The organism is Apibacter sp. B2966, assembly GCF_011082485.1.
Classification (GTDB): domain Bacteria; phylum Bacteroidota; class Bacteroidia; order Flavobacteriales; family Weeksellaceae; genus Apibacter.
In genome coordinates, this window is sequence record NZ_CP049714.1 from 530,644 (window position 1) to 545,973 (window position 15,330).

General features: G+C 31.3%; 12 protein-coding genes. 8 read left to right on the forward strand and 4 right to left on the reverse strand.

Going from position 1 to position 15,330, the window contains the following annotated elements; genetic code table 11:
• The first annotated feature begins 434 nt into the window (after nt 1-434).
• The 8 genes from G8C43_RS02250 to G8C43_RS02285 all read left to right on the forward strand — a co-directional run bounded on the left by G8C43_RS02250 (nt 435) and on the right by G8C43_RS02285 (nt 10,922).
• Nucleotides 435-1,442, forward strand: coding sequence for a peptidylprolyl isomerase (locus tag G8C43_RS02250; RefSeq protein ID WP_255410611.1), 1,008 nt, complete (start codon nt 435-437; stop codon nt 1,440-1,442).
• A 668-nt stretch (nt 1,443-2,110) separates the two neighbouring features.
• Entirely contained in the window at nt 2,111-4,879 is a 2,769-nt protein-coding gene (locus G8C43_RS02255; protein WP_166003845.1) for a TonB-dependent receptor, read from the forward strand.
• A 13-nt stretch (nt 4,880-4,892) separates the two neighbouring features.
• Entirely contained in the window at nt 4,893-5,585 is a 693-nt protein-coding gene (locus G8C43_RS02260; protein WP_166003847.1) for a thioredoxin domain-containing protein, read from the forward strand.
• A 10-nt stretch (nt 5,586-5,595) separates the two neighbouring features.
• Nucleotides 5,596-6,774, forward strand: a complete 1,179-nt coding sequence (locus G8C43_RS02265; protein WP_166003848.1) for a carcinine hydrolase/isopenicillin-N N-acyltransferase family protein — start codon at nt 5,596-5,598, stop codon at nt 6,772-6,774.
• 186 nt (nt 6,775-6,960) lie between these two features.
• Nucleotides 6,961-7,548, forward strand: coding sequence for a DUF4199 family protein (locus G8C43_RS02270; protein WP_166003850.1), 588 nt, complete (start codon nt 6,961-6,963; stop codon nt 7,546-7,548).
• Nucleotides 7,514-8,476, forward strand: coding sequence for a glycosyltransferase family 2 protein (locus tag G8C43_RS02275; RefSeq protein ID WP_160543233.1), 963 nt, complete (start codon nt 7,514-7,516; stop codon nt 8,474-8,476). Before G8C43_RS02270 ends, G8C43_RS02275 begins: the two co-directional genes overlap by 35 nt.
• Nucleotide 8,477: 1 nt before the next feature.
• Nucleotides 8,478-9,191, forward strand: a complete 714-nt coding sequence (locus G8C43_RS02280; RefSeq protein ID WP_166003852.1) for a GIN domain-containing protein — start codon at nt 8,478-8,480, stop codon at nt 9,189-9,191.
• Between the two features lie 24 nt (nt 9,192-9,215).
• On the forward strand, nt 9,216-10,922 hold the full coding sequence (locus G8C43_RS02285) for a phospho-sugar mutase (RefSeq protein WP_166003854.1): 1,707 nt from the start codon (nt 9,216-9,218) through the stop codon (nt 10,920-10,922).
• Nucleotides 10,923-10,994: 72 nt separating this feature from the next.
• Here G8C43_RS02285 and cysK read toward each other — a convergent pair whose 3' ends face one another.
• From cysK to G8C43_RS02305, 4 genes are all read right to left on the reverse strand, one after another.
• Complete coding sequence (gene cysK / locus G8C43_RS02290) at nt 10,995-11,909, reverse strand: cysteine synthase A (RefSeq protein WP_166003856.1); 915 nt, start codon at nt 11,907-11,909, stop codon at nt 10,995-10,997.
• Nucleotides 11,910-11,947: 38 nt separating this feature from the next.
• A complete protein-coding gene (gene epsC, locus G8C43_RS02295; protein ID WP_166003858.1) occupies nt 11,948-12,769 on the reverse strand; it encodes a serine O-acetyltransferase EpsC in 822 nt (273 codons plus the stop codon).
• 322 nt (nt 12,770-13,091) lie between these two features.
• A complete protein-coding gene (locus G8C43_RS02300; RefSeq protein ID WP_105298147.1) occupies nt 13,092-13,868 on the reverse strand; it encodes a zinc ribbon domain-containing protein in 777 nt (258 codons plus the stop codon).
• Between the two features lie 310 nt (nt 13,869-14,178).
• Nucleotides 14,179-15,279 carry a Nif3-like dinuclear metal center hexameric protein gene (locus G8C43_RS02305; protein WP_166003863.1) on the reverse strand — a complete coding sequence of 367 codons (1,101 nt, stop codon included), beginning with the start codon at nt 15,277-15,279 and terminating at the stop codon, nt 14,179-14,181.
• Nucleotides 15,280-15,330 lie beyond the last annotated feature (51 nt).

Here is a 15,330-nt window from a genome sequence, read left to right on the forward strand (position 1 = left end):
TTTTTAAAAATTATTTAATTAAAATATCAATTATATCAATATTACTATAAATTTATAACAATAAATTAATTTTATATTATTATATTTCTATTTTCATATAGCAAAATGTTTATTTTTCTAAACAATTTGTTTTTTTACAGTCAATGACTACATAGAAATTTATCTTATCTATATTGTTTTTCAATTACTTTATGTGTTTAATTGATCGAAAAAAAATATCGTATAAAATAAAATTTGTTAATATAGCCGTTCATATAAATAAATAATATATTGAATTCATGCATATGGCTGAAGAATTTCCGTTCCTATCAACTTTAAAACATAAGATACTAATTAATTTAGTAAATTTGAATTTTCTAAATGACAGTATACATAAGATACATAAAATCGTACTATATTGTTTATTAATACTAACCTTTATAAATTGTAAAACATTGGAAATAGACAAACAAACGTATGACGGGCTGCAAAGCGGTTTATATGCAAATATTAAAACCAATAAAGGAGATATGTTGGTTAAATTTTTTGATCATGAATCTCCGGTAACTGTCGCTAACTTTATAGGATTGGCAGAAGGTAAAATTCCAAATGATGCCAAAAAACCGGGAGAACCCTTCTATGACGGTATTATATTTCACAGAGTCATTAAAGATTTTATGATTCAAACCGGAGATCCTCAGGGAACAGGAATGGGAGGCCCGGGATACAGATTTGAAGACGAGAAAAATGATTTAAAGCATACCGGAACAGGAATTTTATCAATGGCTAATTCCGGTCCTAATACCAACGGAAGCCAGTTTTTTATAACAGAAGTTCCTACCCCGTGGTTGGATGGACGACATACTATTTTTGGAGAAGTTATTAAAGGTTTAGAAACCGTTAACGTCATTGCTAGTGTTAAAACGGGAGCTCAAGATAAACCGATTGATCCTGTAATTATGGAAAAAGTTTCTATAATTACCAAAGGGGATGAATATAAAAATTATGATGCTGCACAATTTTTTAAAGACAATAAAGATTTGATTTCCGAAAGAAATAAAAAATATCTTGAGGAAAAACAAAAACAGATTGCAGCCAAATTGGATGAATTAAAAGCCGATATGACTGAAACGCCTAGTGGATTATTTTATAAAATTAATGAAAAAGGCTCAGGAGCAAAAGCAAAATCGGGTGATACTGTTTCCGTTCATTATGAAGGATCTTTAGCTAATGGAAGTGTATTTGATTCTTCCTTTGCAAGAAATGAACCTATTGAATTTCCTTTGGGCAAAGGAATGGTAATTAAAGGTTGGGAAGAAGGTATTTCATTATTAAATGAAGGCGATAAAGCTACCTTTTTAATTCCACCTTCTTTAGGTTATGGTGCTCAAGGTGCCGGTGGTGGAGTTATTCCTCCGAATGCTTGGCTTATTTTCAAAGTTGAACTTGTGAAAGCTAAATAAAAAAATCTTTTTTTATAAATCAATCCGGTTAGTTCGTAACCGGATTTTTTATTTAAATACAGTATTCTTTTTTCTTGAATTTTTTATATATACACCAAACTTGATTCCATAAAGTTCTTCCTTTAGTTATTGAAACCTGGTAAGGATTAAATATTTCTTCCTAAGTATCACAACCATTACCTCTAAGTAATTAAAAAAAATAGTATATAAAAAATCGTTACCACAGATTTCACAAATCAGATACTTTTATTACTCTCTCAAATTATTAATAAAGCGAAACCGTAAACATTCGTTTACTTTAAAAATTTCGTATCATCAGATATAAAAAAAGAATATAAAATCTTCAACTCATTTATTATACTCATTTTTTCAGGATGGATATCAGTTTAAATAAAAGAATAAAATTATTTAAATATTTAATATTAACATAAATACATACTATAATTATATTTATTACAAATATTTAAACTTAAATTATTTAAATAAATAATAGTATTTCTAAATAATTTTATTATACTGATTATCAGTTATATATATTAATAATAATAAAATAATATAAAATTTTAATTATAAAGATATAATAATATAAAATAAATTTTTTACATTTGACATTATTCCTACCTGTTAAGTAGGAAATATTTTTAGTGTAGTAATTATTTTAATTTTTCATGAAAAAAAAATTAACTAGTAAGACTTTGGTAGCGATTATTAGTATCTTTTATTCGTTTCTATCTGCTCAAACCCTTGTTAAAGGAACGGTACAAAATGATAAAAAAGAAAAAATAAAAGGAGCACAAATTAATGTGGAAGAAATAGGTATGGAAACATCAACCGATGCTCATGGAAAGTATGAAATCACCCTTCCGAACGGTAAATATAAATTTATTATTACCACGCCCGATCATGATGAAATTTCGGAAATAATACCTATCAATAATGAAAAACAAAAAATTGTAGATTTTACCATAAAAACATTTACGATTGAGAATGTTGTGGTAACGGGTACACGCTCTAAACCTAGAACATTATTGGAATCCCCTACTCCTGTGGATATTATTGATGTTAAAAAAATAGCAGAAACCGGAGCACAAGTTAGTGTCAATCAAATATTAAATTATGTAGCACCTTCTTTTACCTCTACCACTCAATCCTTAGGAGGCGGAACGGATATGACAGATCCCATATCCTTACGAGGTTTAACTCCTGATCAGGTGTTAGTTTTAGTAAACGGCAAACGTAGATATAATTCTGCTTTATTAAATGTCAACGGAACTTTTGGTAAGGGTACAGTTGGTACAGACTTAAATTCAATTCCCGTTTCATCAATTGATCGAATCGAAATATTGAGAGACGCAGCTGCTGCTCAATACGGGAGTGATGCCGTAGCGGGAGTGATTAACATTATCCTAAAAACTTCTATTAATAGATTTAGTGCAACAATTACAGGCGGAGAATATATAAGTAAAAATAGCGCTCAAGGTAAAACTTCCAAAGACGGAGAAGCTGTACAGGTGGGTTTAAATTATGGTATTCCATTGAGTGAAAAAGGAGGATATATCAACTTTTCGGCAACATTCGACCGAAGAAACCCGACAAACAGAGGCGGAATGTATCAAGGTAGTATTTATAAAGAGTATACTTCGGGTGCTCCTGTAGATAAAACCGATGAATTTTTAGAAACCACGCATACCAATCGTCGCGATTATAGTTTAATTATTGGCCAATCTAAAGCATTAAACGGGCAAGTTGCTTTTAATGCCTCTTTACCCTTAAATACTCAAACGGAAGTATATTCTTTTGGAATTTTCGGATATAGAAACAGCACTGCTTCTCAATTTTACAGATATCCAAATTCTGAAAATAATGTACCTTCCATATACCCCTTAGGTTTTAGACCCCAAGCAGAAGTAAGCATTTATGACAAATCTGCCACTCTCGGGATAAAAGGAATGTTCATCGGGTGGAAAATGGAAGTAAGCAATACTTTCGGACAAAACACATTTACTAATAAAGCGAAAAACACGTTAAATGCTTCTTTAGGCGAACTGTCTCCAACCTCCTTCCGTGGGGGAAAATTACAATTTACACAAAACGTGGTCAATGTAGATATGTCAAAAAAATTTAATTGGCTTTCCGACGTAGGAATAGCATGGGGAGGTGAATACAGATATGAAAGATACCAAATTATTGCCGGCGAAGAAGCTTCTTATGCCAATTATGCTATGGGCAGAGAAATAGTCAATCCCGATGGCAGTATTTCACTCGTACCCGATAGTAATGGTACTATACCTATGAAGTTCGGACCGGACGGTAAAACACCGATACCGGGAGGAGCACAAGGAAATGCAGGATTTTCTCCGCAAAATGCAACGGACTCTCAAAGAAACTCTCTGGCCGCTTATACAGATGTTGAAATCAATTTCAACCAATCCTTCCTGGTGGACTTGGCCGGAAGATATGAATATTACAATGATTTCGGATCGACCGTTAACGGTAAAATAGCTCTTCGTTACAAAATTTCCAATTCTTTTAATTTCAGAGGTTCGGGAAGTACCGGATTTCGTGCTCCTTCCTTACAACAACGTTACTATTCCAGTACGGGGACTTCATATGTAAACGGAAATATGTATGAGGTAGGAACTTTTACGAATGACAGTAAAGTAGCTCAACTTCTGGGTATACCCAAACTCAAACCGGAAAAATCCAGGAGTTTGAGTGCGGGACTTTCGGCTAAGGTTGGAAGATTCCATTTCAGCCTTGACGGCTATTTTACTCGAATTAATGATAAAATTGTATATACCGATTTGTTTAGCGGAGATCCCAACGGTTCCTCTTCAGAAAAAGAAATCTATCAAATATTGCAACAAGCAGGAGCTCAAAAAGCTCGATTTTTTGCCAATGCTGTTGACACGGAAACTAAAGGTATAGATGCTGTCCTCTCCTATAATACTCTTTTAGGAAATGGAAAACTGTTTATAGATTTAGCCGGAACGATCTCCTATACACAACAAGTGGGTTCGATTCATACTTCCCGTTTATTAAAAGATAAAAAAGATATATATTTCAGCAACTCCAGTAAAGTGTATTTAGAAAATGTAATTCCTAATCAAAAATTTAACATCTCACTTACTTACGCTATCCAAAAATGGAACTTATTTTTACGAAATAATTATTTTGGAGGCGTAACGGAACCTTCTAATATACTTTCAAATCAACAATACTATAATCCAAGATGGATTACGGATGCTTCTATAGCCTATAAATTAACTGATTTTTTAAAACTTACCGTAGGAGCAAATAATTTGTTTAATTGCTACCCCGAAAAAGTAGCCAAAAAAGCCAATAGTAATCAAGGACAATTCGTTTATTCTCGATATGTCAGTCAATTTGGTTTTAATGGTCGTTATATTTTTACTCGATTAAATTTTAATCTATAATTATAATAAAACCATGAAAAAAATTATTTTAACCATTAACTTACTTTTCGGATGGTATATATCCGCACAAGTGAATTCGGTTTTAGAGCCCAAAGATTTTTTACAAAAATTAAAAAATTCAAATAGTATATTGATTGATGTCCGCACACCTGAAGAATTCGAAACCGGACATATCAAAAATGCTATCGACTTAGATTTCAGAAATGCTTCTTTTAGTGATAAAATTCGTAAGCTGGACCCTTCTAAAACATACATGATCTATTGTAGATCAGGAAAACGTTCCGCTTCAACGGTTGACTCTCTAAAAAAATTAGGGTTTACTCATCTATACGACCTTAAAGGGGGAATCAATGCTTGGAAAACTGAAAATCTACCGGTGGTAGGTGAAGCCGAAGACAAAATATCTAAAGAAGAATTTAAAAAAATGATTTCTTCCGATCGCATAGTTTTAATTGATTTTTATGCTCCGTGGTGCGGACCTTGTTTGAAAATGGAACCTATGTTTAAAAATTTAGCTGAAAAATATAAAAACAAAGTGAAAATTATCAAAATTAACAGCGATGAAAATAAAAATTTAGCTAAACCCTATATTAAAGATGGTTTTCCAAAATTAATAGCTTATAAAAACCAAAAAACGCAATGGGAAAAAGTAGGATTGATCGATGAAGAAGATCTTATACAAAGTATTGAAAAATTAATAAATTAAAATCTTACCTATGAAAGAATATTTTCTTATAACTATTTTAATTTTTTCAATGGCAATAGGATCCGGCTGTACTACTGCCGTGATATCCGGTAAAGCCACTCCTGACGGAAGACCTTTATTATATAAAAACAGGGACACGACCACCCTACATAGTCGAATGGTTTATTCCAATCGTGGAAAATATTCTTTTATAGGAATGACTAACCCCGAGGATAAAGAAAATAAAAATATACTGAACGGACATAATAGTGCGGGATTTGCCATCATGAATTCTGACAGCTATAACCTCAATTATCCTGAATTGAAAGAGGATCAAAGACAAGATGGAGAAATAATGAGACTTGCACTGGAAACTTGTTCCACTCTTGAAGATTTTGAAAACTTACTTTCTCATCTTCCTAAGCCCTTGCGCTTAAGTTCCAATTTCGGAGTTATTGACGCACACGGTGGTGCTGCTTATTATGAAACAGGAAATCAGGGATTTGTTAAATACGACGCTAATAATCCTGATGTGGCACCCTTTGGATATCTGATACGTACGAATTATTCTTTTTCAGGCAAACCTGAAGATGGTAAAGGATATAGTAGATTCCTTCGCGCACAGGAATTGTTATATTCGGCCTCTCTTACTAATTCTCTTACTCCGAAATACTTTTTACAAAATGTTTCCAGATCTTTAGTTCATGGTTTGACCAAAGTTGACTTGACCAAATATCCTGAGCAATTTTCAGCTTTCAGAGATTTTATACCTCGTTATTATACTGCATCCGTGGTAGTTATTCAAGGAGTTAAACCTAATGAAACGCCTTTACTTACTACTGCCTGGACTATTTTAGGTTCTTCGCTGGGCTCTGTTAGCATTCCTTTATGGTTAAATTCCAATCAAATATTTCCCAAAGTTTTAATTGCTGATTCAAACAATTCGACATCAATGGATGAATGGGCCACTACAATAAAAAAGAAATTATTTCCCATACAAAAAGGAGAAGGATCAGATTATATTCATGTTCCTACTTTAGTATCGGTTTATCCTAAACTTATATCGCTTGAAAATGAAATATTGGAACAATCGGGCGTACTTCTTAATGAATGGAGAAATGAGGGTAAAATTAATACTAAAGAATTAATTAATTTTTACTCTTGGATTGATAAATACATCCATGATAAATATTATCCGTTAACACGATAAAAACCACTTTTTTTCAATCCGGCTAATTATTTTTTATTACACCTGTTTTAATTTTTAAAAAATTTCATTGAAAAGTTTCTGCAGGTGTATATTTTTTATTCTTTGGAATCTAATCGATTTATAAGCATAAATAAAGGATATTTTTTCGATTATGGCAAAAAACGTTAAATTTGCTTTCATATCGATATGAAAAATAAACCTACGCATTACGGATTATTATTGGCAGCAATTACTCTTATTTTATTTTTTGCTGTATATTTTTATTTTATAGGATTTAATTATTATATAATTAGTATTCAGGTAAATTTTTTTGTTCTTCCTGCTCTTTATACGTTAGCATCGATTCTTTTGCTATATAAACTGACTAATTATGAAAAACTTTCTTTTCTAACGTGTTTACAATATTCATTTACGACGATGTTTATAGGAGGTACTCTTTCCTTCCTTTTTATAGCTTTATTTTTCAATTATATAGATCAAGATGCGCAACAACTTTTGCAAAATCAAGGATTAAATAAAATGTTGGAAAATCTTACTTCCGAATATGCATCCATTGAACACCCAACTGAAGAAATTACGTTAAAATATAAGGAATACGTAAACAATATTCAAACAAGAATAACTGAAAAGGAATCTTTTTTCACGATCAAAAATTCCTGCATTATTTTAAGTGTACTATACTTTTTTTACTTTATAATATCCGTACTTTTGTCAATATTTTTTAGAACCAGAAAACCTAATGCAACTATCTATAGTCATTCCCCTGCTCAATGAAGCAGAATCATTGCAAGAATTATTGAATCGCATACAAGCCGTATGTGAAAAAGAAAACTATACTTATGAAATCATTTTCGTAGATGATGGAAGCACCGACTTATCCTGGAAAATTATTTCAGAATTCAGCCAACAATATGCGGAAGTAAAAGGTATTAAATTTGCTAAAAATTACGGAAAATCTCAAGCTTTAAATGCTGCTTTTAAAGTAGTGAAAGGAGAAGTAATCATAACTATGGATGCCGATTTACAAGATTTTCCCGAAGAAATTCCTGCACTTAGGAAAATGATTGTTGAAGATGGATTTGACCTGGTTTCCGGTTGGAAGAAGAAAAGATACGACAATGTTCTAACAAAAAACCTTCCTTCTAAATTATTTAATAAAGCCGCTCAAATAACTTCAGGGGTCAAATTGCATGATTTTAATAATGGGTTAAAAGCTTATAGAAATGAAGTAGCTAAAGCCATCGACGTACACGGCGATATGCATCGTTACATACCTGTATTAGCGAAAAATGAGGGATTTACTAAAATAACTGAAAAGGAAGTACCTCATCAAGCGCGACTATATGGAAAATCAAAATTTGGTGCCAATCGATTCGTACGCGGATTTTTAGATTTAATTACCGTTTGGTTTATGTCCACCTTTGGAACAAGACCTATGCATTTTTTTGGTTTTATTGGTACTTTAATGTTTATTATCGGTTTTATATCCTCCGCTTGGATAGGCATCAATAAATTGATAAAAGTATGGAAAAAAATTCCTGCTCAACTGGTTACTAATGATCCTTTGTTTTACATAGCTTTAACTATGATGATTTTAGGTACTTTGTTATTTATTGCCGGATTTTTAGGAGAATTAATCGTACAATTAAAACGAGGAAAAAAAGATGATTATACGGTTTCACAATATCTAAATATTAATTAACATGAAAAAATTATTAGTACATTATAGCATTTTATGTATACTATCTATCGTTTTACTTTCTTGTTCTCGTTCTATTAAAGGAGAAGGAGAAGTAACCACCAAAGAACTAAAGATTAGTCCCGTAAAAGAAATTTTAGCCAATGGCTCCTATAGATTGATCTATTTATATGACAGCAATAATCCGAGAATTGTAATAGAATCTTATAAAAACTTAATCGATAATTTAAAAATTGATGATTCCAACGGAAAATTAACTATCTCTGAAATCGATAACGTTAAAGATCCTGACCTCTATAATGTATATGTTTACAATCCTCAGATCGAAACATTTGACATCCATGATCTTGTTAATGTTGACATAAACTCTCAATTACGAGTTTCAAAATTATCCATTAATTTAAATGATGTTTCTAAACTTATAGCCAACACAGTGATTACCGATGAATTAAATGTAAATGTGAGCGATGTTTCCAAGATAAATTTAAAAGGGACTAGTAATACATTACATTTAACTGCCAGTGATACAAGTGACTTTACTGCGCCGTTTTTAGAAGTATCTGAAGCAAATGTTGAGCTTTCCGATGTTGCTACTGCAGAAATTAATGTAAAAAGCAAATTGGTTGGAAGAATATCTGACAATACGAAAATAACAGTAATTGGTAATCCCGCTAAGAACATTCAACAAAAAGATCTCGCGGTTATCAATTTTAAATAATTATAAAATTAACATTATTATTATATGAATTCATTAGAAATTGCAAAAACATGGTTACAACCTCCTTTTGATGAAGAAACTCAAAAGGCTGTACAAAACTTAATTAATTCTAATCCAAAAGAATTGGATGATGCTTTTTATAAAAACCTCGAATTTGGAACGGGAGGAATGCGTGGAATTATGGGTATAGGTACAAATCGGTTGAATAAATATACCTATGGTCAAGCAACCCAAGGTTTGGCTAACTACCTGCATCAGCAATTTCCTGATAAAAAAATTACAGTAGCCATAGCTTTTGACGTGAGACATAACAGCGACACGTTTGCTAAATTGGTAGCTGATGTTCTTACTGCCAATGGTATATATGTTTATTTATATAAAGAATTTCGTCCCACACCGGAACTGTCCTTCACCGTGCGTAATCTAAAATGCGATGCAGGGATTGTATTGACAGCTTCTCATAATCCACCGGAATATAACGGTTATAAAGTATATTGGAATGACGGAGCTCAAATTGTTCCTCCTCATGATTCTGCTATTATAAAAGAGGTTCGTTCGGTTGATTTTGCCGATATTAAATTTGACGGTGATGATTCCAAAATTACCTATTTAGGGGAAGAAGAAGATCAAAAATTTATCCATGCCGCAGTTGAAAATACTTCCTATTTAAAAGGTAAAAAAGACTTAAAAATTGTTTATACTTCCTTACACGGAACTTCCATAAAAATATTGCCTGATGCTTTGGCCGAAGCAGGTTTTGAAAATGTATTTATTGTACCGGAACAAAAAAATCCCGATGGAGATTTTCCTACTGTAAAATCCCCAAATCCGGAAGAACCGGAAGCTTTATCGTTAGCTTTAAAATATGCCGAAGAACAAAATGCTGATATCGTATTCGGTACCGACCCCGATGCAGACCGTTTAGGAGTAGCCGTACGCGGTTTAGACGGTAAATTAGTACTTTTAAACGGGAATCAAACCAACACGGTTATTACTGATTATATTTTAGGAAAATGGAAAGAAAACGGTAAAATAGACGGTAAACAATTTATCGGTTCAACTATTGTTACTTCTGACATATTTTTTCCTTTAGCTAAATATTATGGTGTAGAATGTAAAGTAGGCTTAACCGGTTTTAAATGGATTGCCGATTTGATTAGAAAAGCTGAAGGTAAAGAAAAATTTATTTGCGGCGGTGAGGAAAGTTTTGGTTTTATGCCAAGTGACTATGTTCGTGATAAAGATTCCATTTCATCAATTTTAGTTGCTTGTGAAGCGGCTCAGGAAGCTAAAAATGAAGGTAAAACTTTATTTGATAAACTGATTGAAATATACACCAAAGTAGGATACTATTATGAAGAATTGGTTTCAATCGTTAAAAAAGGTAAAGATGGAGCAGAACAAATCGCTAAAATGATGGAAGAATTTAGAAGTAATCCTCCTAAAGAATTAGTAGGTGAAAAAATTGTTAAACTAGATGATTATCAATCTTCCACTTCTTTAAATTTGATTACTGGTGAAAAAACACCAATTGATATTCCAAAATCAAATGTATTAATTTTCTTTACAGATAAAGGAACTAAATTAGCTTGTCGACCTTCAGGAACTGAACCGAAAATTAAATTCTATTTCTCCGTGCAAGATACGTTATCTTCTAAAGATGAATTTGAAAGCAAACTGAGCCATGCTCAAAATAAAATTCAAAAGATTAAAGAATTTTTAGAAAAATAAAAAATTTAAATAAAAATTCCGATAAGTATTTATCGGAATTTTTTTTGCTTTTATATTTTTGATTAAAAGGTTTTAAAATAAACCTTCTACAGAAAAATATCTTTCTCCGGTATCGTAATTGAATGTTAAAATTTTAGCATTTGAAGGAAGATTCAATTCTTGTATTTTTTTAGCAACAGCAGCCAAAGAAGCTCCGGTAGATATACCACCTAAAATTCCTTCTTTTTTAGCTAAAAGCTTTGCATAATTAAACGCTTCATCTTTTGTAATTTGTATGGAACCGTCAAGAATTTTTGTATCTAAAGTTTCCGGTATAAATCCTGCACCAATTCCTTGAATTGCATGAGGTCCCGGATTTCCTCCTGCAATAACAGGAGATTCAGTAGGTTCTACTGCAAAGATTTTTACAGAAGGAAATTTTTGTTTTAATACTTCGCCTACTCCGGTTATATGTCCTCCGGTTCCCACTCCGGTAATTAGAATATCTATTCCATCCGGAAAATCCTGAACAATTTCTTTAGCGGTTGTTTGTGCATGTATTTTAGGATTGGCTTGATTTTTAAATTGCTGAGGAACAAATGAATTTGGAGTATTTTTTTGTAACTCTTCCGCTTTTTCAATAGCTCCTTTCATTCCTTTTTCTCTGGGAGTCAATACCAATTCAGCGCCATAAGCGGCTGCAAGTCTTCTGCGTTCAATAGACATGGATTCCGGCATAACTAATATAACCTTATACCCTTTAACCGTTCCAACCCATGCTAATCCCACTCCTGTATTTCCCGAAGTCGGTTCTATAATGGTTCCACCGGGTTTAAGAATTCCTCTTTTTTCAGCATCTTCTATCATTGCCAAAGCAATTCTGTCCTTGATGCTTCCTCCGGGGTTTTGTTTTTCCAATTTAATATATACTTCATGATCAGGAAATATTTTGGGTAATCTCACATGGGGAGTATTTCCTATGGCTTCTAAAATACTATTTATTTTCATGACGATATGCTTTTGAAATTTTATGGTTATTATATGTTTTAAATTACGTAATTAATAGGTTCTTTGAAATCCTTCACGGTTTTAATTTTCATTTCCGAAGAATAATACACCAATGTGTAGGGAAGTATGGATTTTGTTATCCATACATTACCTCCAATAATTGAATCATGGCCTATAACTGTATCTCCTCCTAAAATGGTAGCTCCTGCATAAATCACTACATTATCTTCAACGGTAGGATGTCTTTTAACTTTAGACAGATTCTTGGTTACATACAAAGCTCCTAAAGTTACTCCCTGGTATATTTTAACGTTGTTTCCGATAATGGTTGTTTCTCCAATGACTGTTCCCGTACCATGATCTAAAAAAAAACTCTCTCCTATTTGTGCTCCGGGATGTATATCTATACCTACTTTAGCATGTGCATATTCAGAAAAGATACGAGGTATTATAGGAACCTCCAACCTATGAAATTCATGGGCAATACGATAAGCTGCCAACGCAAAAAAACCGGGATATGCTAATACGACTTCTTCCAATGAATCTGCTGCCGGATCATTCTTATAAAAGGCATTTGCATCCTTATATAATGCTTCCTGAATCGAAGGAATTTTATCAAAAAAAGTATTTACTATTGATTCTGCGGCCTTAGTATTGATAATTTTGGAAATATTTTCCAATAAGATATTATAAACGGTTATAAGCTCTTGCTCTATTTTACGTCGATTTTTTCTCTCACAGACCGGAAACATTTTGGAAAATAGTATTTTTACTACCTGCTCTAATTCTTTTTTATTTATAGGTAAACAGATTGGATGAAGTTCTAATCGATCAATAAGTTCATTTATTTTCTTTTTCATGACTATTTTTGGATTGTAGTTGATTTATGAAAGAGAATCTTAAATAAATCTTTGCTATCCTATTATTGCGATAAACAAATCTATAAAAATATTTTAAAACCTATTTTATTTTTTTATAATATTTAATTATTGTCAAATAATAGACCAATATATTTTATAAATAAAATATAAAATAAGATTTAATGTGTAAATATCCACTATATTACGTTTAAAAAATTATTTTCTTTACATTTTTAAACTCTTTCAATTAAAATTTTATCTAAAATAAAAAAAGGCCTATTTCAATTGAAATAGGCCTTTTTATTTAAAAGATATTGGTATCTTATTTTAATAAGTCTTTCATTTTTTGTTGTTCTTCTCCTGCTAAATATTCATCAACAAGAATCTTTCCGCTGTGTTCGTCTAAAATAATTTTTTTTCTGGAAGCAATTTCAACTTGTTTTTGAGGAGGAACGGTAAAGAATGATCCTACTACAGCACCACGATCAATGCTGGTTATAGCTAAACCGTTTTTAGAACTTTTTCTAATACGACGATAGCTATTTAATAATCTTTCGTCAATTTTAGAAGCAAATTCTTCCGATTTTTCCAATAAGAAATTTTCTTCTTTTTCAGTTTCTTTTATCAAATTGGACAATTCGGAATTTTTAAATTTAAGATGTTCTTGGAAATTAGATAATTTGGTACGTTGTTCTTCTATCTGAGTTTTTTTAAACTCAATTTTAGCATTAATTTCTTTTATTTTTTTATTTTGTAATTGAATTTCCAATTCTTGATACTCAATTTCTTTTGTTAATGCTTCAAATTCACGATTGTTACGTACATTATCTTGTTGTACTTTATATTTTTTTATTTGAGCTTCTGAATTTTTGTTTAATTCATTTTTTACTTTAATCTCATTATTCAGATGAACTACTTCATCTTCCATTTTCCCTATTCGTTTCTCCAATCCGGCTATATCGTTTTCTAAATCTTCCACTTCAATAGGTAATTCTCCTCTTAAGTTTCTCAATTCATCCAGGCGGGAATCTATGATTTGTAAATCATATAATGCTCTCAACTTTTCTTCAACAGTAGTATTATCTGCTTTTTTCTTTATCATAGGGTTGATTATAATTATTTTTGGAATTTATGTTTTTATATCTTATTAAAGTTTACAAAGTTACTAAATTTTATAATATGTTTCAATAGCATGAGGTATTTGCTTAACGAACATTCATTGGTTAGTTAAATTATTAATTTATTATTTAATATAGTTACTTTATATTAAAAATATGCTTAAGGAAAAAAATTAGTCTTTTAGCATCTATTATTTACAGTATAGTTGATTAATCCTGTAATATAATATTTTATGATAGATCTAAATTAATAGTCACAATTTTATAAAAAGGAGTTATAAAAATCAACTATTATTTAAAGTAATAGTTTATCGGATTTGTATTTATTTCAGAGAGTAAAATATCGATATTATTTAATTTTTCACGTAAATAATTATGCAATAAATTTTTAGTGAACTGCTCGCTTTCATAATGTCCGATATCTGCCAGAAGAATTTTTCCTTCTGCTTGGAAAAATTCATGATATTTTATGTCTGCCGTCACAAAAACATCTGCTCCGGCATTTAACGCATTTTTTATAGCAAAGCTACCCGCTCCCCCTAGAACTGCTACCTTTTTGACTTGTTTATTTTTTAAATTGGTATGGCGAATACATGAGGTAGGCAAATTTTCTTTAAGATATGATAAGAATTGTTCTTGAGATAATGAGGTTTCCAATTCTCCTATTCTACCCATTCCTAATTCTTGATTTACATTATCTAAAGTGAAAATTTCATAAGCAATTTCTTCGTAAGGATGAGATTTTCGTAATGCTTCTAAAACGGTTGCTTGTTTAAAATCCTCAAATATTACACTAATCAATACCTCTTGTACTTCTTCAATTACGTTTTTTTTGCCAATAAAAGGATTAGAATTTTCTGTTGGTAAAAATGTGCCGGTTCCTTCAACTCTAAAACTGCAATTTTTATAATTCCCTACTTCTCCTGCCCCGGATTTAAATAATGCTTGTTGCACTTGGGTAAAATGTGTCAAAGGAACAAATGTTTGCAGCTTTTTAATGCTTCTAATTTTAGGAATTAACGGTTTACTGTTTTTAATATGTAAACGCTTACATATTTCATAATTAACACCTTCTTTAGCTATATCTAAATTCGTATGAATGGCATAGATTGCTATATCATTTTTGATGGATTTAATAACTGCTTTTTCAACGTAATTTTTACCGGTAATTGATTTCATACCCGAAAAAATTATGGGATGAAAGGTAACAATCATATTGCAATTTTTTTGAATTGCTTCGTCTACTACTTCATCTAAACAATCCAGGGTTATTAAAATGCTTGATATTTCAGCTTGAAGGTCTCCAACTAATAAACCAACATTATCAAAGTTTTCTGCATTGGACTCAGGCGCCAGTTGTTTTAAAAGTTCTGCAACATCTGCTACTTTCATATTTAAATAATTTTTCTTATCAAAGATAAGATAAGAAATAAAATAAGCCAA

What these genes read in the sequence shown, in the direction of transcription:
- G8C43_RS02255 (WP_166003845.1), top strand. Translation starts at nt 2,111, where the DNA reads ATGAAAAAAAAATTAACTAGTAAGACTTTGGTAGCGATTATTAGTATC.
- G8C43_RS02260 (WP_166003847.1), top strand. Translation starts at nt 4,893, where the DNA reads ATGAAAAAAATTATTTTAACCATTAACTTACTTTTCGGATGGTATATA.
- G8C43_RS02265 (WP_166003848.1), top strand. Translation starts at nt 5,596, where the DNA reads ATGAAAGAATATTTTCTTATAACTATTTTAATTTTTTCAATGGCAATA.
- G8C43_RS02270 (WP_166003850.1), top strand. Translation starts at nt 6,961, where the DNA reads ATGAAAAATAAACCTACGCATTACGGATTATTATTGGCAGCAATTACT.
- G8C43_RS02275 (WP_160543233.1), top strand. Translation starts at nt 7,514, where the DNA reads ATGCAACTATCTATAGTCATTCCCCTGCTCAATGAAGCAGAATCATTG.
- G8C43_RS02280 (WP_166003852.1), top strand. Translation starts at nt 8,478, where the DNA reads ATGAAAAAATTATTAGTACATTATAGCATTTTATGTATACTATCTATC.
- G8C43_RS02285 (WP_166003854.1), top strand. Translation starts at nt 9,216, where the DNA reads ATGAATTCATTAGAAATTGCAAAAACATGGTTACAACCTCCTTTTGAT.
- cysK (WP_166003856.1), bottom strand. Translation starts at nt 11,909, where the DNA reads ATGAAAATAAATAGTATTTTAGAAGCCATAGGAAATACTCCCCATGTG.
- epsC (WP_166003858.1), bottom strand. Translation starts at nt 12,769, where the DNA reads ATGAAAAAGAAAATAAATGAACTTATTGATCGATTAGAACTTCATCCA.
- G8C43_RS02305 (WP_166003863.1), bottom strand. Translation starts at nt 15,279, where the DNA reads ATGAAAGTAGCAGATGTTGCAGAACTTTTAAAACAACTGGCGCCTGAG.